This window comes from Pseudomonas sp. SCA2728.1_7 (assembly GCF_018138145.1).
Taxonomy (GTDB): Bacteria; Pseudomonadota; Gammaproteobacteria; order Pseudomonadales; family Pseudomonadaceae; genus Aquipseudomonas; species Aquipseudomonas koreensis_A.
On sequence record NZ_CP073104.1, the window covers coordinates 5142974 to 5164247 of the forward strand.

A 21274-nucleotide genomic window follows, 5' to 3' on the forward strand; every position below is an offset into this window, starting at 1 on the left:
ATACTCTCGACGGTCTCAGTTCACAGCGGACGTCGCTTCGACATGACGCGGTAAGGTCACCCGGATACGGGTGCCGCGTTGGCTTTGTACATCAGCCGGGCTGTCGATGGTGATTTGTCCATAATGCTCTTCAACGATGGAATAGACCAGTGCAAGGCCCAGACCGGTGCCTTCGCCAGGATCCTTGGTGGTGAAGAAGGGTTCGAACAATCTATCCATGATGTTCTTCGGAATACCGCTGCCTTCGTCTTCGACGATCAGATCGACCGTGTGTTCGCCGGCTTCGCTCTTGACCCTTACCGCACTGTGCGGCGGCGAGGCGTCGCGGGCGTTGGAGAGCAGATTGATCAAGACCTGGGCGAGTCGCTGCGGATCGCCTTCGACCCAGTGATCGGGATCACAGAGGTTGTAGAACTGCACTTCGAAATTGCGTCGGTTCAGCGCCAGCAGGCCAATTGCATCCTGGGCGACTTCGGCCAGACAAACGGGCTCGTCGCTGTGCTGATGGCTGCCGGCATGGGCGAAGCTCATCAGCGACTGGACGATGCGTGACACACGTTTGGTCTGTTCGAGAATCTGTCCGCTGATTTCCGTCAGTTCGCCGTCGTCTTCTCGTTCTTCGCGCAGGTTCTGCGCCAGACAAGCGATGCCGGTGATCGGGTTGCCGATTTCGTGGGCCACACCGGCCGCAAGGCGACCAATGCTGGCCAGACGCTCGGAGTGCACCAGTTTGTCTTCGAGCATCTGCGTTTCAGTCAAATCTTCAACCAGTAACACCAGACCACTGTTGCCCGGTGCCAGCGGTTCATCGATGGCCGCTTTGTGCAGATTCAGCCAACGAGTCTGGCCGTCGAGGGCCAGGTGCTGTTTGTGCAAATGCTCGTCCGGCAGATCGATGAAGCCTTGCAGCAGACCTTTCCATGGCTCGCCGATGGTGCTCAAACGCGAGCCAACCACGCGTTGCGCGGCGATCCCGGTGAGTTCTTCCATGGCCTTGTTCCACATCAGGATCTCTTGATCCTTGGCCAGCGAGCAGACGCCCATCGGCAGTTCCTGCAAGGTCTGGCGGTGGTAACGGCGCAGCGCATCGAGTTCGGCGGCCAGGCCAGTGAGGCGCGAGTGGTAATCCTCAAGGCGGCTTTCGATGAAGTGGATGTCTTCGGTCACATAGTTTTCGCCGCCGGCCTTGTACGGCAGGAAGGTCTCGACCATATCCTGCGCCACGCTCGGGCCCATCAGGCCGGAGAGGTTGGCTTCGATGCGGTCACGCAAACGGCGCAAGGCGTACGGGCGGCGTTCGTCGAACGGCAGATAAAGATCACGCAGCGCTTGCTCGACTTCCTTCTGTGCAGCCTTGGCACCCAACGGTTTCGCCAGTTGTGTAGCGAATTCCTGGGGGGAGGCGGCGTGCAGTTCGCGCCGTTGCGGGCGACGAACGTTATCCACAGCGCAGGCTTCCGCAGCGCTGGCTTCTTCGGGACTGGCGTTGGTGAACAGCGAGATCAGGGTGAACATCAATACGTTGGCCGCCAGCGAGGCGATCGCGGCCATGTGCCAACTGGTGTCGTCGAGCACGTAAATCATGTTCAGCAGCGGAATGTAGAAACCCTGCAGATTTCCGACCAGCGGCAACAGCATGGTCACCACCCAGACCAGGATCCCTGCCAGCAAACCGGCGATAAAACCCCGACGGTTAGCGGTCGGCCAATACAGTACCGACAATACGCCGGGCAGGAATTGCAGGGTCGCGACAAACGCGACGATGCCGAGGTTGGCCAGATCCTGCTCGGCGCCGAGCATCAGGTAGAAACCGAAGCCGGCCATGATGATCGCGACGATCAATGCGCGGCGGGTCCACTTCAGCCAACGGTAGATATTGCCTTCGGCCGGTGGCTGATAAAGCGGCAGCACCAGGTGGTTCAACGCCATGCCCGACAGCGCGAGCGTGGTGACAATAATCAGCCCGCTGGCTGCCGATAAGCCGCCGACATAGGCGAGCAACGCCAGCGGTTTGCTGTTGGCAGCGATACCAATGCCGAGGGTGAAGTATTCCGGGTTGGTCGTGGCGCCCAGTTTCAGGCCGGCCCAGAGAATCAGCGGCACCGCCAGGCTCATCAGCAGCAGGAACAGTGGCAAGCCCCAGCTCGCACTGACCAGCGAGCGCGGATTGAGGTTTTCGGTGAAGGTCATGTGATACATGTGCGGCATCACGATCGCCGAGGCGAAGAACACCAGCAACAACGTGCGCCACGGGCCTTCCTGCAATGGCGTGTGCAGGGCGGCGAGGGCGGTCTGGTTTTGCAGCAGCCACAGTTCAAGTTGTTGCGGGCCGTCGAACACGCCGTACAGCGCATACAAACCGACGCCGCCGAGGGCAACCAGTTTGATCACCGATTCAAAGGCAATCGCGAATACCAGGCCTTCGTGCTTCTCGCGGGTGGCGATATGCCGGGAGCCGAAGAAAATCGTAAACAGGATGATCAGCGCACAGAACGCCAACGCCACGCGGCTCTGAATGGGCTCGCCGGTGAGGATGCCGATGGAGTCGGCGACCGCTTGAATCTGCAGCGCCAGTAACGGCAGTACACCTATCAGCATGAAAATCGTGGTCAGCGCACCGGCCCAGGTGCTGCGAAAGCGAAATGCAAACAGATCGGCCAGCGACGACAGTTGATAAGTACGGGTGATCTTCAGAATCGGATAGAGCAACACCGGCGCCAGCAGAAACGCGCCAGACACGCCGAGGTAACTGGACAGAAAGCCGTAACCGTACTGATAGGCAAGCCCCACCGTGCCGTAGAACGCCCACGCACTGGCGTAAACCCCCAGCGACAACGTGTAGGTCAACGGGTGGCGAATGATCGCGCGCGGGATCATGCCCCGTTCGCTGATCCAGGCAACGCCGAACAGCACCGCCAGGTACGCGGTGCTGACCAGGATCATCTGGGTCAGGCTAAAGCTCATCGGCATCTTTTTGGCTCTGCAGGATGAAGGTTACGACAATCAGGATCAGCCAGAGCAGATAGGGGCGATACCAGGCGCCCGTAGCGTCGATCCACCAATCCATGATGGCGGGGGAAAACAGATAGATCCCCACGACTAAAAGCAGGACCAAGCGATAGATGTACATCCCGGCCTCTCTTTTTTATGCGCGTGCCCGAAAACGTGCGGCGATGGTAACGGATGGGCGCGCGACTGCAAGTGTCGTCATTGCAGTTGCGCCTCGGGCAGGGTCAGTGTGCGCGGGATCTTTGTCGCATCCCAGTGCGCGCTGCCCCACGCCAGCAACTCTTGCGGCGTGGCGTGAGCCAGTTCGGCGTCGGGGTTTTGCCCCAGTGCGCGCAGGGCTCGCAGCAGCAACGGCGTCGCTTGATCGGCTTGCAGCGGCGGCGAGCGATAGGATTTGCCGAGCTTGTTGCCATCCGGTTGGGTAATCAGCGGCAGGTGCAAGTAACGCGGCTGGCGCAGGCCCAACAGTTCTTGCAGGTAGAGCTGGCGCGGGGTCGAGTCGAGCAGATCGGCACCGCGGACGATGTCGGTGATGCCTTGCCATGCATCGTCGAGGACCACGGCCAATTGATAGGCATAGAGGCCATCGCGGCGACGAATCACGAAATCGCCAACGTCGCGGCCCAGATGCTGACGGTATTCGCCCTGCACGCGGTCAATGAAGTGGTATTCCAGCTCCGGAACTCGCAGGCGGATCGCCGCGTCTTGCTGATCGTGACCGGCATTGCGGCACAGGCCCGGATAAATGCCGTTGTACGCTTCGAGCTGTTTGCGCGAGCAAGTACAGGCGTAGGACAGGCCATGATTGAACAGACTGTTGAGCACTTCGGCGTAAGCATCGTGGCGATCGCTCTGGCGCACCATGTCGCCGTCCCATTCGAAGCCGTAACTTTCCAGTGCCTTGAGGATCGCGGTTTGCGCGCCAGGTTCTTCACGGGGTGGATCGAGATCTTCCATGCGCACCAGCCAGCGACCGCCGACCGAGCGAGCGTCGAGGTAAGAGGCGAGGGCGGCAACCAGCGAACCGAAGTGCAAGTGGCCACTGGGGGTTGGGGCGAAGCGGCCGATGTAGGCGGGGGATGTTTTGGCAGTCATGAAGACGAAACTACTTTTCAGGCTATACGCAGGTCAACCTGTAGGAGTGAGCCTGCTCGCGATAGCGGTGTGACATTCAACACCGATATTGACCGACCCACCGCTATCGCGAGCAGGCTCACTCCTACAAAAGGCAAAAGGCAAAAGGCAGAAACAAAAACGGAGCGTTCGCACGCTCCGTTTTTTGTTCAGGTCGAGATTACTTGCCGACCTGCTTTTCCTTGATTTCCGCCAGTGTCTTGCAGTCGACGCACATGTCGGCTGTAGGGCGTGCTTCGAGGCGTTTTACGCCAATCTCGACGCCGCACGAATCACACCAGCCGTACTCTTCGTCTTCGATCAGTTGCAGTGTCTTGTCGATTTTCTTGATCAGCTTGCGTTCGCGGTCGCGGGCGCGCAGCTCGAGGGCGAATTCTTCTTCCTGGCTGGCACGGTCGGCCGGGTCCGGGAAATTGGCCGCTTCGTCCTTCATGTGGTCAACGGTGCGGTCGACTTCCTGCATCAACTCCTGTTTCCACTTGTTCAGGACCTTGGTGAAGTGCGCACGCATCGGGGCGCCCATGTACTCCTCACCTTTCGCCGGAACATAAGGTTCGAAACCGCTGATCGTCTGATTCTGCTGTTGCTTTGCTTGGGTGGGCATGAAATGGACCGCCTCTACTCTTGTAATCCATTGCGCAGGATTGCTCCATCACCGACACCTGCCGGCCCTGCGGCTGCAAGCGGGCGAACTTACCAGATCAAATCGGCCTGCGCTACTCCCGGATGTCGAGGCCCCGGCGGGTGGCGCTTGCAAATGTTTGGCAAGCCGTGTCTGGTGGTGTTGAAGACCTGTTCAATCACTGATTTTAGTCAATCCTGGAGCGTACGCTCATATCGTTACAGTCCAGCGTTCTTGAGGCTGTGACCGCTGCGGGTTCTCGCTCGTTCCGGCAGATGGGTAGAATCGTCTCTTTTTCCCTGCCGAAGGAAAACCAATGGCTCAGCCTTACAGTGCGCGCAGTCGTGCGATCGAACCGTTCCATGTAATGGCGCTGCTGGCGCGGGCCAATGAATTGCAGGCTGAAGGCCACGACGTCATCCATCTGGAGATCGGCGAGCCGGACTTCACCACTGCCGAGCCGATCATCCGCGCGGGGCAGGCTGCACTGACGGCGGGCAAGACCCGCTACACCGCCGCGCGCGGCATTCCCGAGTTGCGCGAGGCGATTGCCGGGTTTTATCAATCCCGGTATGGCCTGAACATCGATCCGCGACGGATTTTGATCACGCCGGGCGGTTCCGGTGCTCTGTTGCTGGCCAGTGCGTTGCTGGTCGATCCCGGTAAACACTGGCTGCTGGCGGATCCGGGTTACCCGTGCAACCGGCACTTCCTGCGTTTGGTCGAAGGCGCGGCGCAGCTGGTGCCGGTGGGGCCGGACGTGCGTTATCAACTGACTCCTGATCTGGTCGAGCGGCATTGGGATCATGACAGCGTCGGCGCACTGGTCGCTTCGCCGGCCAACCCGACCGGGACGATCCTGACCCGCGATGAGCTGGCCGGGTTATCCACAGCCATCAAGGCGAAACACGGGCATCTGGTGGTGGACGAGATCTATCACGGTCTGACCTACGGCACCGATGCCGCCAGCGTGCTGGAAGTCGATGACAGCGCCTTTGTCCTGAACAGTTTCTCCAAGTACTTCGGCATGACCGGCTGGCGTCTGGGCTGGCTGGTCGCGCCGGAGGCGGCGGTCAGTGATCTGGAAAAGCTCGCGCAGAACCTCTACATCAGCGCCCCGAGCATGGCGCAATACGCTGCATTGGCGTGTTTCGAACCGGACACCATCGCCATTCTGGAAGAGCGCCGCGCAGAGTTCGGTCGTCGTCGCGATTTCCTCCTGCCGGCCCTGCGCGAGTTGGGTTTCAACATCGCCGTGGAGCCTGAAGGCGCGTTCTACTTGTACGCCGATATCAGCCAGTTCGGCGGCGATGCCTACGCGTTCTGCCGTCATTTCCTTGAAACCGAACATGTTGCGTTCACCCCGGGTCTGGATTTCGGTCGCTATCAGGCCAGTCACCATGTGCGTTTTGCCTACACGCAAAACCTCCCGCGCTTACAGGAAGCGGTGGAGCGCATCGCGCGTGGCTTGAAGAGCTGGCAAAGCTGATGCGCTTTTATCCCCCTCTGGAAGAGGCGCGACTGATCCGTCGTTACAAGCGTTTTCTTGCCGATATCGAAACCGTTAGCGGCGAGTTGCTGACCATTCACTGCCCAAACACCGGTTCGATGCTCAATTGCCAGGTCGAGGGCGGGCAGGTCTGGTTCAGCCGCTCTAATGACCCCAAACGCAAGTTGCCCGGCACTTGGGAAATTGGCGAAACCCCGCAGGGCCGTTTGTTCTGCGTCAATACTGCTCGTGCCAACGGGTTGGTCGAAGAGGCGTTACAGGCGGGCGTGATCACCGAGTTGAACGGCTTTACCGCGTTGAAGCGTGAAGTCGCGTACGGGCAGGAAAAGAGCCGTATCGATTTCCGTCTCGAATACCCGAGTGGCCCGGCGTATGTGGAAGTGAAAAGTGTCACCCTGGGTTTCGACGGTACAGCGGTGGCGGCGTTTCCCGATGCCGTGACCCAGCGTGGCGCCAAGCATCTGCGCGAGTTGGCACATCTGGCGCGGGACGGAATTCGGGCGGTGCAGTTGTATTGCGTCAATCTGGCCGGGATTGAAGCGGTGCGGCCGGCGAAGGAAATCGATTCGGCCTACGCCGATGCGCTTCTCGAAGCGGTCGCTTGTGGCGTTGAGGTTCTGGCATATGGCGTGCGGCTGGACCATGAGGAGATGGTCATCGACCGGCGTCTCGACGTGTTGCTCAACGGTTAAACATCGATCCACAGGCCTTGCGCATCTTCACGGCAATTGATGGCGGTGAGTGCTTGCCCGGCGCAAGGCCCGGCAACGCATTCACCGTCCTCGATCAGAAACAGTGCGCCGTGGGTGGCGCACTGGATCAGGCTGTTGCTCGGGTCGAGAAACTGGTCGGGATGCCATTCCAGCCCGACGCCACGGTGTGGGCAGCGATTGAGATAAACGAATGCCTGCCCGCTACGGCGTACGGCGAACAGCTTTTTCCCGTCGACTTCAAAACCCCGGCTGGTGGCCTCGGCGAGCTCAATGCCCGCGCAGAGAAACTTCATGGCTATCCTCTAGTGTCCGCTCGTGTCTGGATATGTCCGAGCTTGACGTTTAAATGCAAACAATTATCAAATGGCGGCCTTCGCCCGCAGGCGGCTGGCAGATGTCGAGGATACTTGGCCTGCCATCCTGATGCCCGGGAAAAACCTTATTCAAGGAAGCTGTGTATGCGCCTGAGTACCCGCGTTGCCGTGCTGTGTGTCGGACTTTTGGTCAGCCACCAGGCTGCAGCGGCTGATTTGCCGCAACGTTGGGTCAGCGCTGGCGGTGCGCTGTCGGAGTGGGTCAGTGCCTTGGGCGGTGAGTCGAAACTGGTCGGCGTCGATACCACCAGTCAACATCCGGACTCGTTGAAGGCGCTGCCGAGCATTGGTTACCAGCGCAGTCTTTCGGCAGAGGGCATTCTCAGTCTGCGTCCGGACATTCTCATCGGCACTGAAGAAATGGGGCCGCCGCCGGTTCTGTCACAAGTCAAAGCGGCCAAGGTCCAGGTGGTGTTGTTCTCGGCTCAACCGGATCTGCCGACGCTGGAGAAAAACGTCACTCATCTGGGGCAGTTGCTCGGCACAGAAGCCCAGGCAAAGCAGCTACTGCAAAGTTATCAACAGCAGCTCGATGCGCAGAAGGTGCGGGTTGCAGATGCGCAGTCCAAACACAAAGCGCCGGGTGTTCTGCTGTTGCTTGGGCATGCCGGTGGCAAACCGTTGATCGCCGGCAAGGACACCGCCGCTGACTGGCTGCTGCAACAGGCGGGCGGACATAATCTGGCAACTCACACGGGTTACAAGCCGTTCTCCGTAGAGTCCCTCGCCAGCCTCGATCCTGAAGTACTGGTATTCGCCGACCGTGCGTTGACCGGTGAGGCGGCGAAAGCGGCGCTGTTCAAGGAAAACCCGATTCTCAATTCAAGTCGCGCGGCCAAGGCCGGGCGTGTGCTGGAGCTTGATCCTACCTTGTTGGTCGGTGGGCTCGGACCACGTTTGCCGGCAGCGCTGAAAACCCTGTCTGACGGTTTCTACCCGGCCAAGAGCGGCCAATGACCACACTGGTAAAACCCCGTGGCTTGTTCATTGGCCTGACGCTTCTGTGTTTGCTGGCGATTTGGCTGTCGTTGGCGTTGGGGCCGGTGAGCCTGCCGCTGATCGATACGTTGCGCGCGGCATTGCGCATGCTCGGCGTGCCGTTGGCTCCGGACGGACTGGAGCAGGCTGAACTGATCCTTGGGCAGATTCGTCTGCCGCGAACCCTGCTCGGGCTGGCGGTCGGTGGTGTCTTGGCGTTGTCCGGCGTGGCGATGCAGGGCTTGTTTCGCAATCCGCTGGCGGATCCGGGATTGGTCGGTGTTTCCAGCGGCGCGGCATTGGGCGCAGCGATCGCGATTGTCGGCGGTTCGTTTTTTGGCGGTCTGCCGGAGTGGTTCGGGCCGTATCTGCTGTCGGTCTGCGCGTTTCTCGGCGGGCTTGGGGTGACGGCGCTGGTTTATCGCCTCGGTCGCCGTAATGGACAGACTAATGTGGCGACGATGTTGCTGGCGGGCATTGCCCTGACCGCGCTGGCCAGTTCCGCGGTCGGGCTGTTCACATATCTGGCGGATGACGCGACGCTGCGTACGCTGACCTTTTGGAACCTTGGCAGCCTCAATGGCGCCAGTTACGCGCGGCTCTGGCCATTGCTGATCATCAGCGCCGGTGTCGCGCTGTGGTTACCGCGGCGGGCGAAAGCGCTGAATGCCTTGCTGCTCGGCGAGTCCGAGGCTGGGCATCTGGGCATCGATGTCGAACGGCTCAAGCGTGAATTGGTGTTTTGCACGGCGCTGGGGGTTGGCGCGGCAGTGGCGGCCGCCGGGATGATCGGTTTTGTCGGCCTGGTGGTGCCGCATCTGGTGCGCTTGCTGGCGGGGCCGGATCACAAAGTCTTGCTGCCGGCCTCGGTGCTGGCGGGGGCGAGCCTGTTGCTGTTGGCTGATCTGGTCGCGCGGCTGGCGCTGGCGCCGGCGGAGTTGCCGATCGGCATCGTCACCGCGTTTATCGGTGCGCCGTTCTTCCTTTATCTGCTGCTGCGAGGACGCGCCTGATGTTGCGTGCGCAAAATCTGCACATCCATCGAGGTCGCAAGACCGTGCTCAGCGATGTCACGCTGCAACTTGAGTCGGGTGAAGTGCTCGGCGTACTCGGGCCGAACGGTGCTGGCAAAAGTACCTTGCTCGGCGCGTTGTGCGGGGAGTTGGCGGCGAGCGCGGGCGGGGTTTCGCTCGATGGGCAGGCTTTGACTCACTGGACCGGGCCGCAGCGTGCGCAACGACTGGCGGTGTTGCCTCAGGTGTCGACGCTGGATTTTGCTTTTCGCGTCGAAGAAGTGGTGGGCATGGGCCGCCTGCCTTGGCAAAGCGGTCGGGCCCGGGATGACGAAATCGTCGCGGCGGCATTGGCGGCGGCGGATGCCGGGCACTTGAGCGGTCGCAGTTATCTGGCGCTGTCCGGTGGCGAGCGTCAGCGTGTGCATCTGGCGCGGGTGCTGGCGCAGCTCTGGCCGGGGCAGGCCGGGCAGACGTTGCTGTTGGATGAGCCGACTTCGATGCTTGATCCGCTGCATCAGCACACCACGTTGCAGGCTGTGCGCGAGTTTGCCGATCGTGGCGCGGCGGTGTTGGTGATCCTGCATGATCTGAATCTGGCGGCGCGTTATTGTGATCGCATTCTGCTGCTGGAAGGCGGGCGTCCGGTGGCGCTGGATACACCGCAGCAGGTTTTGCGACCGGACACGCTCCAAGCCGTATTCGGTCTCGAAGTGTTGGTGCAGCCGCACCCGGAGCGTGGGCATCCGCTGATCATCGCCCGTTGACTGGATCATTGAGGTGATGGCATGCGTGTGTTGTGGCTGTTGGCGGTGGTGTTGCTCGCGGGGTGTCAGCATGCTGTGGCGCCACCGCCGGTCAGTGGCGAGATTCGCGATCTGCACAGCGGTGAAGTGCTGACGGCGCAGCAGTTGTTGAAGCGCTTGGCTGTGCCGGAGCGGTTGATCATCGGCGAGCAGCATGACAATGCCGACCATCACACAGCGCAATTGTGGTTGTTGCGCTCACTCGGTGAGCAGCGGCCGCAAGGTAGCCTGCTCCTGGAAATGCTTACGCCGGATCAGCAGCCTCGCATTGATCAAGTGCATCAGTCGATAACGCCGCCCGCTGACCTGCCTGGTGCATTGGCCTGGCAGGACGGCTGGGACTGGAACCTCTACGGGCCGATTGTCCGCTTCGCCCTCACTCAGCCGTATCCACTGCTGGCGGCAAATCTGAATAGCGCCGAAATCCGCACCGTCTATCGCAACCCACCAGTGTTGAAAGGGCAGCGCAGCAATGTAGAGTCGGTGAAAACTGTATTGCTGGAGCAGATCAGCGATTCCCACTGTGGCTTGCTGCCTGAATCACAGATGCCCGCCATGCTGGCCGTTCAGCAACAACGTGATCGGCGTATGGCTGAGCGTCTGCTGGCAGCGCCCAGACCTTCAATCTTGCTGGCTGGCGCGTGGCATGCGCGCAAGGATGTTGGCGTGCCGCTGCATGTTGTGGATTTGGGCGCCACAGAGACTCCGACAGTGCTGATGCTGGCAGAGCAGGGCGCCGAAGTGAACGCAACGATGGCCGACTACGTTTGGTATACGCCTGCAACACCAAAACAGGATTACTGCGAGCAGATGCGCAAACAGTTCGGCAAATGACTTTTCCACAGGCAAAAAAAGACCCGGTAAAAACCGGGTCAAATAACCGTGATTAGCCTGATGAGGAGATAATCTGAGAGTCCGAACCAAGGGCTTTTCAGAATATCGACTGGTCTCGCGACCAGTTGTGATAATCATAGCGATTCTCATTAGCGCGTCAACAACTGTTTTCTCATTTCTTTGATTTAGTCTTGGAAATGGCCGTAATGGCCCGGAAACAAAGGACATGGCGTCAGCTTCTGTTTGCGCTCAATTGGGTGACTTGCTTGTTCAGCTGGCCGATCCGCCGCGCCATGCTCTCGATCAGGCTGTGGGCGATCTTCGGATTGGTGCGGGTCATGCTCAAGAATTGATCACCGGGAATCAGCATCACGGTACTCGGCTCTCGAGCAATGACCGTGGCATTGCGCGGCTCGCCAGTGAACACGGCCATGGCCCCGAAAATCTCGTCCTTGGCCACGTCGCCAACCTTCTGCCCGTCTACAAATGCTTCGGCATGCCCCTCGATAATTACGAATACATGGTCAGCCGCGTCACCCTGCCTGATCAGCGTTTCACCCGCCTCGACCCGCTTGAAGCCATTGGTGCTGCGAAACTCGCGCGGTTTCAGCTCCGCGACGGCATGGGCGAGGATTGCCATTTGCCCCAGCAGATACTCCAGAAATTGCTCTGCCCGACCAGACTCAGCAAACATATGCTGGAAAACCTCGCGGCGCTGATAAGGCGTCAGGCGCAACGCTCCGTCACTGCGCAACCGGCAATCAGCCCAGTCGTGACCCTGCTGAAGGCCGATCAAATCACCCTCCTGCCAATAAAACAGTGGTCGGGCACCGATGCAGCCGTTGATCACGCCTTCGTTCAGCAGAAACAGCTGATCAGCGGGCAACTGCGCGAGCAAATCATCCGACACTTCCAGCTCCACAGGCGGCCCGCAAGGCGCCAGGTCGCGCAACCACAGCGCAGGCAGCCTCTGCAAACGGTTGATCAAGGCATCGGCCCAGGCCGATTGTTCCCCCAGTAAATACATGACGGTCTATGCCCGTTCAGTTCTTGTGGCGCGAGGAAATGGCTTCGAGTTGTTTGTTCAGGGCGTCCTTGCGTTCGGCGGGGATGTCGTTCCAGTGCACATCCATCAGCGCGCCTTCGATCGCATACAACAACACCTTCGATGCGCGAAACCCGCGGGTACGCACGGCCCGGTAGGCGTCCACCGCGCCCAGGCGACGCAAGTCCGAGGCGCTGTGGATGCCCACGGCATGCAGCCATTGCGCCGACGTCTTGCCAAGATTCTTCAGGTGTTGCAGTTCATCATTCATCAAGCCTCCTTGCGACGGCCGAATGGTGCGTGGGCGAGCTTCTCAGGAGTGTAGCCATCAGTAGGAAAAGCGTGGTTGTTTGGTCGGATTCAACGCAAACGCTTCTAAGAAAGGCCGCTTGAACGGCCTGCGAGCGCAGATGAGGAGGGGGGAACACAAATCAATGTAGGAGTGAGCCTGCTCGCGATAGCGGACTGGCAGGCACACATGTGTTGAATTTTAAACCGCTATCGCGAGCAGGCTCACTCCTACAGGGAAGGCGTTGTGTCAGGGAGCGATGAGACGATCAGCGGGTGCGATAACGCAAACGCGTACCGAAATTCATCGACATCAGAATTTCGTCAGCACTCAGCTCCGGCGGGAAATACGCCCCGGAAATCTGTGCGTGAGCCAGGCTTGCACCTTCCAGCGATGCTTTACGGAAATCGATGCCACGTAAATCGGCGGAACGGAAGTACGCGTCCCGGAAATCCACGCCATCGGCGTTCAGTTCGCGCAGATCGAGACCACGGAAATCGCCGCCGACCATGTCGATCGGGCCGTCCTGTGGACGCTCCTTGTTGAAACCTGTGATGTCATCTTTGTGCAGCAAGGCATACAGCGGGGTGTCGAGAAGTTTCGGCTGGCTCATGTCATATCACCGTTGGTTTTATGACGCCAGTATAGTGCCACTATTTGACGGCCGTGAAGCAAGCGAGGGCTTCACGGCCGAAATAGTTTCTTACAGGCCTGGCAGGCGCTGACGAATCTGCGCAACCACGGTGTCCAGCGTGCCGGACTCATTGGTCTGCACGCGTTTGCTGCGCAGGATTTCTTCCGGCGTCAGCGCTTCGCGGTTGGCCTGCTGCGCTTCGATCACGGCCAGCGTAGCGTCGGACGGATCCTGTTTGTCCGCCTGACGAATCGCCAGCCAGCTCTCGATCACCGCTTGCGGCGCGTTGCAGTCGAGGATCAGGAACGGTGTGCCGGTGGCTTCGGCAATTTTTGCCGCGTTGTCGCGTTGTTCGCGCTTCAGATAAGTCGCATCGATCACCACCGGGAAACCGGCGTGCAGGATCACTTCGGCGATTTCATGCAAACGCGCGTAGGTCGCGACGCTGGCATCGGCACTGTAAATGCCGGCCTGCACGTCGTTGGCGACGGTTTGCTCGCCGAACAGACGCTTGCGTTCTACGTCCGAACGCAGGCGAATCGCGCCCAGCGCTTCGACCAGACGCATGGCCACGTGGCTCTTGCCGACAGCGGAAACGCCGTGGGTAATCGCCATGAAGCGCGACGGAATGGTGCTGTAGCTTTCCGCCAGGTTGGCGTAGTTGCGGTACTGGCGCAGGGTGGTGGCGCGCTGCACCGGAGTCGCGTCCGCCGGCATGCTGAACAGCGCAACCTTGGCGCGAACCAGTGCGCGATAGGCTTTATAGAAGTTCAGCACTTCCAGGCCCTGATAGTCGCCGGTCAGTTCCAGGTATTGACTGATGAAGCGGCGCGCGAGGGATTTCAGGCCTCGGTCTTCCAGGTCCATCGCGAGGAAACCGGTGTCGGCCCAGACGTCAGTGAAGCGGAACGGTTCGTTGAACTCGATGCAGTCGAAGATCACCACTTTGCCGTCGATGACGGTGGCGTTGCCCAAGTGGATATCGCCGTGGCACTCACGGGTGAAACCTTCGACCTTGCGTTGGGCGAACAACGGCTTGAGACGTTCGAAGCTGCTTTCGGCCCAGGCTTTCAACGCGTCGAGTTGCAGCAGATCGTTTTTGTCGCTGAGGAACGGCAGGATCTGTTCGAAGTTTTGCGAGACCGGCGCCATCACGCTGTCCGGGGTGCCGGCGTCGTGTTCAGCCGGGACTTTTGGCGCGGCGAGGTGGAAGCGCGCAATCTGCTCGGCCATCTCGTCGATGTGCTGGGTGGTCAGCTCGCCGTTGGCTTGCAGGGTGCTGAGCAAACCGCTCTGCGGGAACTGGCGCATTTTCAGCACATATTCGATGGCCGGGCCGTCGCCGCCCAGTTGCGGTGCTTCAACGCTGCCGGTCACTGGCAACACTTCCAGATACAAATCATCAGTCAGACGCTGGTTCAGACGCAGCTCTTCAGCACAGAAATGTGCGCGCGAGTCGAGACCGGTGAAGTCGAGAAAGCCGAAGTTGACCGGTTTTTTCACTTTATAAGCGAAGGGACCGGTGAGGATCACCCACGAGATATGCGTTTCGATGACCTGAAACCCTTCGACAGGGTGCGGGTAGAGGGCCGGGTTTTGCAGGGCAGCGATCAGTGACTGGCTCACGGGCGATCCTTCAGAGACTGGGGGAAATTCGAGGCGGCCATTATGGCCGCTCGCCAGCCTGACGCAAACCTCGGAGCGCTCCTGTTGAGGATGAATAAAGTGCGTATAATCCGCCGCCATGACTCGAACTCGATCCCCCCGTACCAAGAAAAAACCACCCTCCAAGGGCCTTAGCCCATGGTTGAGCTGGGCCATTAAACTCAGTCTGGTCGGCCTTGTCGTGCTGGCCGGCTTCGCCGTTTACCTCGATGCCGTGGTGCAGGAGAAGTTCTCCGGCAAGCGCTGGACCATCCCGGCCAAGGTCTACGCGCGCCCGCTCGAGCTGTTCGTCGGACAAAAGCTCAGCAAAGACGATTTCCTTACTGAACTCGATGCCCTCGGCTATCGCCGCGAAGCCGTGAGCAATGGCCCCGGTGCAGCGGCCGTCAGCGGCAATACTGTCGATCTGAATACCCGTGGCTTCCAGTTTTATGAAGGCCTGGAAAAACCGCAGCCGGTGCGTGTGCGTTTCTCCGGCGATTATGTGGCTGAGCTGTCGGCGACCAACGGTTCGAAATTGTCCGTTGTGCGCCTCGAGCCGCTGATGATCGGCGGGATTTATCCGAAAAATCTCGAAGACCGCATTCTGATCAAGCTCGATCAGGTGCCGCCGTACCTGCTTGAAACTCTGGTCGCTGTCGAAGACCGCGATTACTACAGTCACTGGGGCGTGTCGCCGAAGTCGATTGCCCGCGCTATCTGGGTCAACACCTCGGGCGGCAAGATGACCCAGGGCGGCAGTACGCTGACCCAGCAGTTGGTGAAAAACTTCTACCTGACCAACGAACGCAGCCTGACCCGCAAGCTCACCGAAGCAATGATGGCGATGCTGCTCGAACTGCATTACGACAAGAAGGAAATCCTTGAGGCCTACCTCAACGAAGTCTTCGTCGGGCAGGACGGTCAGCGTGCGGTGCACGGTTTCGGTCTGGCCAGCCAGTTCTTCTTTGGCCAGCCGTTGTCCGAGCTGAAACTGCACCAGGTGGCGTTGTTGGTCGGCATGGTCAAAGGCCCGTCCTACTACAACCCGCGTCGCAATCCCGAGCGCGCTCTGGAGCGCCGCAATCTGGTGCTCGATGTGCTTGAGCAGCAAGGCGTGGCAACGGCCGAACAGGTCGAAGCGGCGAAAAAAATGCCATTGGGTGTGACCACGCGCGGCAAACTGGCCGACAGCTCGTTCCCGGGCTTTATCGATCTGGTCAAACGCCAGTTGCGTGAAGACTACCGTGACGAAGACTTGACCGAAGAAGGCCTGCGCATCTTCACCAGTTTCGATCCGATTCTGCAGATGAAGGCCGAGGCGTCGGTCAACGACACCTTCAAACGTCTGTCCGGGCGCAAAGGCTCCGATGATGTGGAAGCGGCGATGGTCGTGACCAATCCGGAAACCGGCGAAGTCCAGGCGATGATCGGCAGCCGTCAGGCCAGTTACGCCGGTTTCAACCGTGCGCTGGATGCAGTGCGACCGATCGGCTCGTTGATCAAGCCTGCGGTTTATCTGACTGCGCTGGAAAAACCGAGCCAGTACACCCTGACCAGTTGGCTATCGGACGATCCGTTGTCGGTCAAAGGCGCAAACGGTCAGGTGTGGAAACCGCAGAACTATGACCGCCGCTCCCACGGCACCGTGTTCCTCTATCAGGGTCTGGCGCATTCCTACAACCTGTCGACTTCGCGTCTGGGTCTGGAAGTTGGCGTGCCTAACGTGCTCAAGACCTTGGGGCGTCTGGGCGTGACACGTGAGTTCCCGGCCTTCCCGTCGATGTTGCTCGGCGCCGGTGGCATGACCCCGATCGAAGTGGCGACCATGTACCAGACCCTCGCCAACGGTGGTTTCAATACGCCGATGCGCGGGATTCGCAGCGTGCTGACTGCCGAGGGCGAGCCGCTCAAACGTTATCCGTTCCAGATCGAGCAGCGTTTCGATCCGGCGTCCATCTATCTGATCCAGAACGCCATGCAGCGTGTGATGCGTGAAGGTACCGGCAGCTCGGTTTATAACGTCTTGCCGAAGACCCTGACGCTGGCGGGCAAGACCGGTACCAGTAACGATTCGCGGGACAGCTGGTTCGCCGGTTTCAGTCAGGATCTGCTGGCGGTGGTCTGGCTGGGGCGTGATGACAACGGCAAGACACCATTTACCGGTGCGACCGGTGCGTTGCAAGTGTGGACCAGTTTCATGCGCAAGGCCGATCCGCTGCCGCTGGACATGCCGCAGCCGGACAACGTCGTGCAGGCGTGGGTCGATTCGCGTACCGGGCAGGGCTCTGATGCCAACTGCCCGGGGGCGGTGCAGATGCCGTATATTCGCGGCAGCGAACCGCCACCCGGCGCCGCGTGTGCGGGCGAAACGCCTGCTTCCGGCGAGTCGGTGATGGATTGGGTCAAGGGCTGGATGAATTAAGCAAAGAGGGTTTCAAGTGAACAAGTGGTTGATTCCAGCGGTGACCGCCGTGGCTTTGCTCAGCGGCTGCTCTACCGTACAGCGTGGTTCGATTCCGGTGGTTGATTCCGGTACTGCGGTGTCCAACAGCGAACGTATTTCGGCCAATGGCGGTTTCCGCCAAACGACGGTCAAGCGCCCTGCGCAGGGCCAGACTCAGGCGATTCCGCAAGGTGATACCGGCGTGGTGGTGATGGTGCCGGGCGGCGGCGCTGCCGTGTCGACACCGATCAGCGCTTCGCCAATCGTGCCTGGGCCGGCATCCGGCGGTATCACGTCGGGGCCGTACAACCCTTCGCCGGCTGAGTCTGCGCCGATCAACTCCGGCAGCTACAGCATGCCATCGACGCCGAGCGGCATTCCTTCGGCGAGCAGTGGCGGCGGTCTTTCGGCCGATGAGCAACTGGACGGTCCGGTACTCGCTTTGCTGACCACTGCGCAGCAGCAACAGGCCGGCGGCGACCTCAACGGTGCATCGTCCAGCCTTGAGCGAGCCCAGCGTGTCGCTCCGCGTGAGCCGCAAGTGCTTTATCGCCTGGCGCAGGTGCGCATGGCTCAAGGTGATGCGCCGCAAGCCGAGCAGTTCGCCCGTCGTGCGCTGACCATGGCCAACGGTCGCCCGGACCTGCAAGCCAACCTGTGGGAAATCATCGCCCAGTCCCGTGAGAAACAAGGCGATTCCGCCGGTGCCGCTCAGGCCCGCCAGAAGGCCAAGGTTTCGCTGTAATGGATGCTCGCTTCCCGAAAATCGCCGATCAGCTGTTGCTGATCGAGCGTGAACTGCGCACTCAGGGCTGGTGGGATGAAGTTCAGCCGTCAGCAGAAGCGTTGAGCAGTGTCGAGCCGTTTTCGGTCGATACGCTGGATTTCGAGCAGTGGCTGCAATGGATCTTCCTGCCACGCATGAAGATGATCCTCGAACAGGATCTGCCTTTGCCGAACGCCTCGGGGATCCAGGAAATGGCTGAAATGGTCTTCGCCCAGCGCAATCTGCAGGGCAAGGATCGTCAGCTTCAGGTGTTACTCAAAGAGTTTGACCTGCTGATCACTGCCTCGCGCTGATACCGAGTCTGTGCAGGAGCTGCCGCAGGCTGCGATCTTTTGATCTTCAAAGTCAAAAGATCGCAGCCTCGTTTCACTCGACAGCTCCTACAGTCCTGCAGATGCCTATTGGCAATTCTCGGCTATCTGCTTCTGAGCCTCGACAATGCGCTCCTGACGCTGCGCATCATCCAGCCGTCGCATCTGTCCCTCCACTTCCTCCCTCAGACGCGGATTGTTCTGCAATTGCGCAAGGTTCGTCCGTGCCTGCTGGCAAAACTGTTTGAGCTGCGCCTGCTGATCCGCAACCTGCTGCTTCACTTTGTCATCGATAGCCTTCTGATCACCCAGCACACCGCTGCCCGGCATTGCCGCCGGTTTCGGCGGAGGCGAGGAGGGCGTCTGCAGGGTGGTGGACGGCTGGCCCGGTGGAGGCTGCGCATCGAAGTGCGTGACACCCTGGGCATCGACCCATTTATAGATTTGAGCGGCCATGCACCACGGGCTGAGGCCGATCAGCAGAGTCAGGAGGAGCGTTCGCATGCTGATTCCTTGGCAAAATTGCGCAATTGACACTAACAGAGTAGCGGTTTTCAGGTTTTTTCTTGCGTTCTCATGTGCTTACCCACAATTAACCACACAGACGACTTGACTTGGAGAGGGCGAAACAGAAGAATCCAAAGTCCGCTGTAGAGGGACTGCCAGAAGCAGACCCACTCGGTAGATCATGAGGCGCACATCCGCGCCGACCTGTTACACCCGCAACGCGTTACCTCGCGCTGGGTGGGAAAGGCCCGCAACACTTGGGACGATCCCAATACTTGCTCAGTCAGTGCTGACGTAGTCGGCGACCACCGTCGCTCATGCTCTGCCGAGAAGTAAACCTATTAAGACCCGCCCCTTTTTTGTGGACGGTATTCTGGCGTTTTAGAGGTGAACAACGTGGAGCTTTTATCTGGCGGTGAGATGCTCGTCCGCTTTTTGCGTGACGAAGGCGTCAAATATATCTACGGGTACCCGGGTGGTGCTCTCCTGCATGTTTACGATGCCCTGTTCAAAGAACCGGAAGTGACTCACATCCTGGTTCGTCATGAACAAGCGGCAACCCATATGGCTGACGGTTATGCCCGTGCCACCGGTAAAGCCGGCGTGGTATTGGTGACGTCCGGTCCTGGCGCCACAAACGCCATTACCGGTATCGCGACCGCCTATATGGACTCGATTCCAATGGTGATCATTTCCGGTCAGGTGCCAAGCACCATGGTCGGTACCGACGCGTTCCAGGAAACCGACATGATCGGTATCTCCCGGCCGATCGTGAAGCACAGCTTCATGATCAAGCACGCTTCGGAAATCCCGGAAGTCATGAAGAAGGCCTTCTACCTGGCGCAATCCGGTCGTCCGGGCCCGGTCGTGGTCGATATCCCGAAAGACATGACCAACCCGGCCGAGAAGTTCGAATACATCTTCCCGAAGAAAGCCAAGCTGCGTTCCTACAGCCCGGCCGTTCGCGGTCACTCCGGGCAAATCCGCAAGGCGGCAGAAATGCTCCTGGCGGCCAAGCGTCCGGTCATGTACTCCGGTGGCGGCGTGATCCTCGGCAACGGTTCCGCACCGCTGACCGAACTGGCGAAAATGCTCAACCTGCCGGTGACCAACACGTTGATGGGCCTGGGTGGTTTCCCGGGTACTGATCGTCAGTTCATCGGCATGCTCGGCATGCACGGCAGCTACACCGCCAACTTGGCGATGCACCATGCTGACGTGATCCTCGCGGTCGGCGCGCGTTTCGACGATCGCGTGATCAACGGCCCGGCGAAGTTCTGCCCGAACGCCAAGATCATCCACATCGACATCGACCCGGCTTCGATTTCCAAGACCATCAAGGCCGACGTGCCAATCGTTGGTCCGGTGGAGAGCGTCCTGACCGAAATGGTTGCGATCCTCAAGGAAATCGGCGAGACCCCGAACAAGGAGTCCGTGGCCAGTTGGTGGAAGCAGGTGGATGAATGGCGCGGTGATCGCGGCCTGTTCCCTTATGAAAAGGGCGACGGCAGCCTGATCAAGCCGCAAACCGTGATCGAAACCCTTTGCGAAGTGACCAAGGGCGATGCCTTCATCACTTCCGACGTGGGCCAGCATCAGATGTTCGCGGCGCAGTACTACACGTTCAACAAGCCGAATCGCTGGATCAACTCCGGTGGTCTGGGCACCATGGGCTTCGGTTTTCCGGCGGCCATGGGCATCAAGTTGAGCTTCCCGGATGACGACGTTGCCTGCGTCACCGGCGAAGGCAGTATCCAGATGAACATCCAGGAACTGTCGACCTGCCTGCAATATGGCTTGCCAGTGAAAATCGTCATCCTCAACAACGGTGTTCTGGGGATGGTGCGTCAGTGGCAGGACATGAGCTACGGCAGCCGTCACTCGCACTCCTACATGGAATCGCTGCCTGACTTCGTCAAGCTGGCTGAAGCCTACGGCCACGTCGGCGTACGCATCACCGAATCGAAAGATTTGAAGTCGAAGATGGCAGAAGCGTTCGCCATGAAGGATCGCCTGGTGGTGATCGATATTTCGGTCGACACCAGCGAGCACGTCTATCCGATGCAGATCAAAGACGGCTCGATGCGCGATATGTGGCTGAGCAAGACGGAGCGTACTTAATCATGCGGCACATTATTTCCTTGCTTCTGGAAAACGAACCCGGCGCTTTGTCTCGCGTAGTTGGCCTGTTCTCGCAGCGCAACTACAACATCGAAAGCCTGACTGTGGCCCCGACCGAAGACCCGACCCTGTCGCGTCTGACGCTGACCACTGTGGGCCACGATGAAGTCATCGAGCAGATCACCAAAAACCTGAACAAGCTGATCGAAGTGGTCAAGCTGGTGGACCTCTCGGAAAGTGCTCACATCGAGCGCGAACTGATGCTGGTCAAGGTCAAGGCCACTGGCGCCCAGCGCGCCGAGATCAAACGCACCACCGATATTTACCGTGGACAGATCGTCGATGTCAGTGCCAGCGTGTATACCGTTCAATTGACCGGTACCAGCGACAAGCTCGACAGCTTCATTCAGTCCATCGGCACCGCATCGATTCTGGAAACCGTCCGTAGCGGCGTGACCGGCATTGCCCGCGGCGACAAAGTACTCAGCATCTAAACC

At 59.7% G+C, this 21274-nt stretch carries 21 protein-coding genes; 11 read left to right on the forward strand and 10 right to left on the reverse strand.

The features are described 5' to 3' along the window. Window positions 1-15 precede the first annotated feature (15 nt). The 4 genes from KBP52_RS23055 to dksA all read right to left on the reverse strand — a co-directional run bounded on the left by KBP52_RS23055 (window position 16) and on the right by dksA (window position 4747). Complete coding sequence (locus KBP52_RS23055) at window positions 16-2970, reverse strand: sensor histidine kinase (protein WP_212621033.1); 2955 nt, start codon at window positions 2968-2970, stop codon at window positions 16-18. After that, window positions 2954-3130 carry a hypothetical protein gene (locus KBP52_RS23060; RefSeq protein ID WP_003176118.1) on the reverse strand — a complete coding sequence of 59 codons (177 nt, stop codon included), beginning with the start codon at window positions 3128-3130 and terminating at the stop codon, window positions 2954-2956. Before KBP52_RS23060 ends, KBP52_RS23055 begins: the two co-directional genes overlap by 17 nt. Before the next feature lie 77 nt (window positions 3131-3207). Beyond that, window positions 3208-4104: a tRNA glutamyl-Q(34) synthetase GluQRS gene (gene gluQRS / locus KBP52_RS23065; RefSeq protein WP_212621034.1), complete on the reverse strand. Its 897-nt coding sequence runs from the start codon at window positions 4102-4104 to the stop codon at window positions 3208-3210. Window positions 4105-4303: 199 nt separating this feature from the next. After that, window positions 4304-4747: an RNA polymerase-binding protein DksA gene (gene dksA / locus KBP52_RS23070; RefSeq protein ID WP_008080850.1), complete on the reverse strand. Its 444-nt coding sequence runs from the start codon at window positions 4745-4747 to the stop codon at window positions 4304-4306. A gap of 334 nt (window positions 4748-5081) precedes the next feature. On the opposite strand from dksA, the gene KBP52_RS23075 reads away from it, so the two are divergent. Next, window positions 5082-6254, forward strand: a complete 1173-nt coding sequence (locus KBP52_RS23075) for a pyridoxal phosphate-dependent aminotransferase (RefSeq protein WP_212621035.1) — start codon at window positions 5082-5084, stop codon at window positions 6252-6254. Next, window positions 6254-6967, forward strand: a complete 714-nt coding sequence (gene sfsA, locus KBP52_RS23080) for a DNA/RNA nuclease SfsA (RefSeq protein ID WP_212621036.1) — start codon at window positions 6254-6256, stop codon at window positions 6965-6967. Before KBP52_RS23075 ends, sfsA begins: the two co-directional genes overlap by 1 nt. Here sfsA and KBP52_RS23085 read toward each other — a convergent pair. Then, window positions 6964-7281, reverse strand: a complete 318-nt coding sequence (locus KBP52_RS23085) for a Rieske (2Fe-2S) protein (RefSeq protein WP_077574559.1) — start codon at window positions 7279-7281, stop codon at window positions 6964-6966. The two genes, sfsA and KBP52_RS23085, sit on opposite strands and share 4 nt — an antisense overlap. Before the next feature lie 165 nt (window positions 7282-7446). On the opposite strand from KBP52_RS23085, the gene KBP52_RS23090 reads away from it, so the two are divergent. Genes KBP52_RS23090 through KBP52_RS23105 form a run of 4 tightly spaced genes read left to right on the forward strand, consistent with a single transcriptional unit; the run spans window position 7447 to window position 10993 of the window. After that, window positions 7447-8319 carry an ABC transporter substrate-binding protein gene (locus KBP52_RS23090; RefSeq protein WP_212621037.1) on the forward strand — a complete coding sequence of 291 codons (873 nt, stop codon included), beginning with the start codon at window positions 7447-7449 and terminating at the stop codon, window positions 8317-8319. Window positions 8320-8369: 50 nt separating this feature from the next. Next, window positions 8370-9353 (forward strand): iron ABC transporter permease, encoded by a 984-nt coding sequence (locus tag KBP52_RS23095; RefSeq protein ID WP_212623155.1) that lies wholly within the window; start codon window positions 8370-8372, stop codon window positions 9351-9353. Further along, a complete protein-coding gene (locus KBP52_RS23100) occupies window positions 9353-10120 on the forward strand; it encodes a heme ABC transporter ATP-binding protein (RefSeq protein ID WP_212621038.1) in 768 nt (255 codons plus the stop codon). Before KBP52_RS23095 ends, KBP52_RS23100 begins: the two co-directional genes overlap by 1 nt. Before the next feature lie 21 nt (window positions 10121-10141). Beyond that, complete coding sequence (locus KBP52_RS23105) at window positions 10142-10993, forward strand: ChaN family lipoprotein (protein WP_212621039.1); 852 nt, start codon at window positions 10142-10144, stop codon at window positions 10991-10993. Window positions 10994-11225: 232 nt separating this feature from the next. On the opposite strand, the gene KBP52_RS23110 is transcribed toward KBP52_RS23105, so the two are convergent. From KBP52_RS23110 to KBP52_RS23125, 4 genes are all read right to left on the reverse strand, one after another. Further along, window positions 11226-12020, reverse strand: coding sequence for a cyclic nucleotide-binding domain-containing protein (locus KBP52_RS23110; RefSeq protein WP_212621040.1), 795 nt, complete (start codon window positions 12018-12020; stop codon window positions 11226-11228). A 16-nt stretch (window positions 12021-12036) separates the two neighbouring features. Beyond that, window positions 12037-12309 carry a TfoX/Sxy family protein gene (locus tag KBP52_RS23115; protein ID WP_003228231.1) on the reverse strand — a complete coding sequence of 91 codons (273 nt, stop codon included), beginning with the start codon at window positions 12307-12309 and terminating at the stop codon, window positions 12037-12039. Window positions 12310-12595: 286 nt separating this feature from the next. Then, on the reverse strand, window positions 12596-12940 hold the full coding sequence (locus KBP52_RS23120) for a pentapeptide repeat-containing protein (protein ID WP_077574553.1): 345 nt from the start codon (window positions 12938-12940) through the stop codon (window positions 12596-12598). Between the two features lie 90 nt (window positions 12941-13030). Continuing rightward, window positions 13031-14587, reverse strand: coding sequence for a bifunctional aminoglycoside phosphotransferase/ATP-binding protein (locus KBP52_RS23125; protein ID WP_212621041.1), 1557 nt, complete (start codon window positions 14585-14587; stop codon window positions 13031-13033). A 118-nt stretch (window positions 14588-14705) separates the two neighbouring features. On the opposite strand from KBP52_RS23125, the gene mrcB reads away from it, so the two are divergent. The 3 genes from mrcB to KBP52_RS23140 are packed head-to-tail and all read left to right on the forward strand — an operon-like array spanning window position 14706 to window position 18131. Then, window positions 14706-17030 carry a penicillin-binding protein 1B gene (mrcB, locus tag KBP52_RS23130; RefSeq protein ID WP_077574551.1) on the forward strand — a complete coding sequence of 775 codons (2325 nt, stop codon included), beginning with the start codon at window positions 14706-14708 and terminating at the stop codon, window positions 17028-17030. A gap of 16 nt (window positions 17031-17046) precedes the next feature. Further along, entirely contained in the window at window positions 17047-17796 is a 750-nt protein-coding gene (locus KBP52_RS23135) for a hypothetical protein (RefSeq protein WP_077574550.1), read from the forward strand. Beyond that, window positions 17796-18131, forward strand: coding sequence for a YqcC family protein (locus KBP52_RS23140; protein ID WP_077574549.1), 336 nt, complete (start codon window positions 17796-17798; stop codon window positions 18129-18131). Before KBP52_RS23135 ends, KBP52_RS23140 begins: the two co-directional genes overlap by 1 nt. A 105-nt stretch (window positions 18132-18236) precedes the next feature. Here the strand turns inward: KBP52_RS23140 and KBP52_RS23145 are convergent, their stop codons facing one another. Next, window positions 18237-18653, reverse strand: coding sequence for a DUF4124 domain-containing protein (locus KBP52_RS23145; RefSeq protein WP_212621042.1), 417 nt, complete (start codon window positions 18651-18653; stop codon window positions 18237-18239). Between the two features lie 399 nt (window positions 18654-19052). Between KBP52_RS23145 and KBP52_RS23150 the strand changes: the two genes are divergently transcribed. Together KBP52_RS23150 and ilvN are read left to right on the forward strand one after the other, a co-directional pair. Further along, complete coding sequence (locus tag KBP52_RS23150) at window positions 19053-20777, forward strand: acetolactate synthase 3 large subunit (protein WP_077574872.1); 1725 nt, start codon at window positions 19053-19055, stop codon at window positions 20775-20777. 2 nt (window positions 20778-20779) lie between these two features. Then, window positions 20780-21271 carry an acetolactate synthase small subunit gene (ilvN, locus tag KBP52_RS23155; RefSeq protein WP_003176102.1) on the forward strand — a complete coding sequence of 164 codons (492 nt, stop codon included), beginning with the start codon at window positions 20780-20782 and terminating at the stop codon, window positions 21269-21271. Window positions 21272-21274 lie beyond the last annotated feature (3 nt).

What these genes read in the sequence shown, in the direction of transcription:
- KBP52_RS23055 (WP_212621033.1), bottom strand. Translation starts at nt 2,970, where the DNA reads ATGCCGATGAGCTTTAGCCTGACCCAGATGATCCTGGTCAGCACCGCG.
- KBP52_RS23060 (WP_003176118.1), bottom strand. Translation starts at nt 3,130, where the DNA reads ATGTACATCTATCGCTTGGTCCTGCTTTTAGTCGTGGGGATCTATCTG.
- gluQRS (WP_212621034.1), bottom strand. Translation starts at nt 4,104, where the DNA reads ATGACTGCCAAAACATCCCCCGCCTACATCGGCCGCTTCGCCCCAACC.
- dksA (WP_008080850.1), bottom strand. Translation starts at nt 4,747, where the DNA reads ATGCCCACCCAAGCAAAGCAACAGCAGAATCAGACGATCAGCGGTTTC.
- KBP52_RS23075 (WP_212621035.1), top strand. Translation starts at nt 5,082, where the DNA reads ATGGCTCAGCCTTACAGTGCGCGCAGTCGTGCGATCGAACCGTTCCAT.
- sfsA (WP_212621036.1), top strand. Translation starts at nt 6,254, where the DNA reads ATGCGCTTTTATCCCCCTCTGGAAGAGGCGCGACTGATCCGTCGTTAC.
- KBP52_RS23085 (WP_077574559.1), bottom strand. Translation starts at nt 7,281, where the DNA reads ATGAAGTTTCTCTGCGCGGGCATTGAGCTCGCCGAGGCCACCAGCCGG.
- KBP52_RS23090 (WP_212621037.1), top strand. Translation starts at nt 7,447, where the DNA reads ATGCGCCTGAGTACCCGCGTTGCCGTGCTGTGTGTCGGACTTTTGGTC.
- KBP52_RS23100 (WP_212621038.1), top strand. Translation starts at nt 9,353, where the DNA reads ATGTTGCGTGCGCAAAATCTGCACATCCATCGAGGTCGCAAGACCGTG.
- KBP52_RS23105 (WP_212621039.1), top strand. Translation starts at nt 10,142, where the DNA reads ATGCGTGTGTTGTGGCTGTTGGCGGTGGTGTTGCTCGCGGGGTGTCAG.
- KBP52_RS23110 (WP_212621040.1), bottom strand. Translation starts at nt 12,020, where the DNA reads ATGTATTTACTGGGGGAACAATCGGCCTGGGCCGATGCCTTGATCAAC.
- KBP52_RS23115 (WP_003228231.1), bottom strand. Translation starts at nt 12,309, where the DNA reads ATGAATGATGAACTGCAACACCTGAAGAATCTTGGCAAGACGTCGGCG.
- KBP52_RS23120 (WP_077574553.1), bottom strand. Translation starts at nt 12,940, where the DNA reads ATGAGCCAGCCGAAACTTCTCGACACCCCGCTGTATGCCTTGCTGCAC.
- mrcB (WP_077574551.1), top strand. Translation starts at nt 14,706, where the DNA reads ATGACTCGAACTCGATCCCCCCGTACCAAGAAAAAACCACCCTCCAAG.
- KBP52_RS23140 (WP_077574549.1), top strand. Translation starts at nt 17,796, where the DNA reads ATGGATGCTCGCTTCCCGAAAATCGCCGATCAGCTGTTGCTGATCGAG.
- KBP52_RS23145 (WP_212621042.1), bottom strand. Translation starts at nt 18,653, where the DNA reads ATGCGAACGCTCCTCCTGACTCTGCTGATCGGCCTCAGCCCGTGGTGC.
- ilvN (WP_003176102.1), top strand. Translation starts at nt 20,780, where the DNA reads ATGCGGCACATTATTTCCTTGCTTCTGGAAAACGAACCCGGCGCTTTG.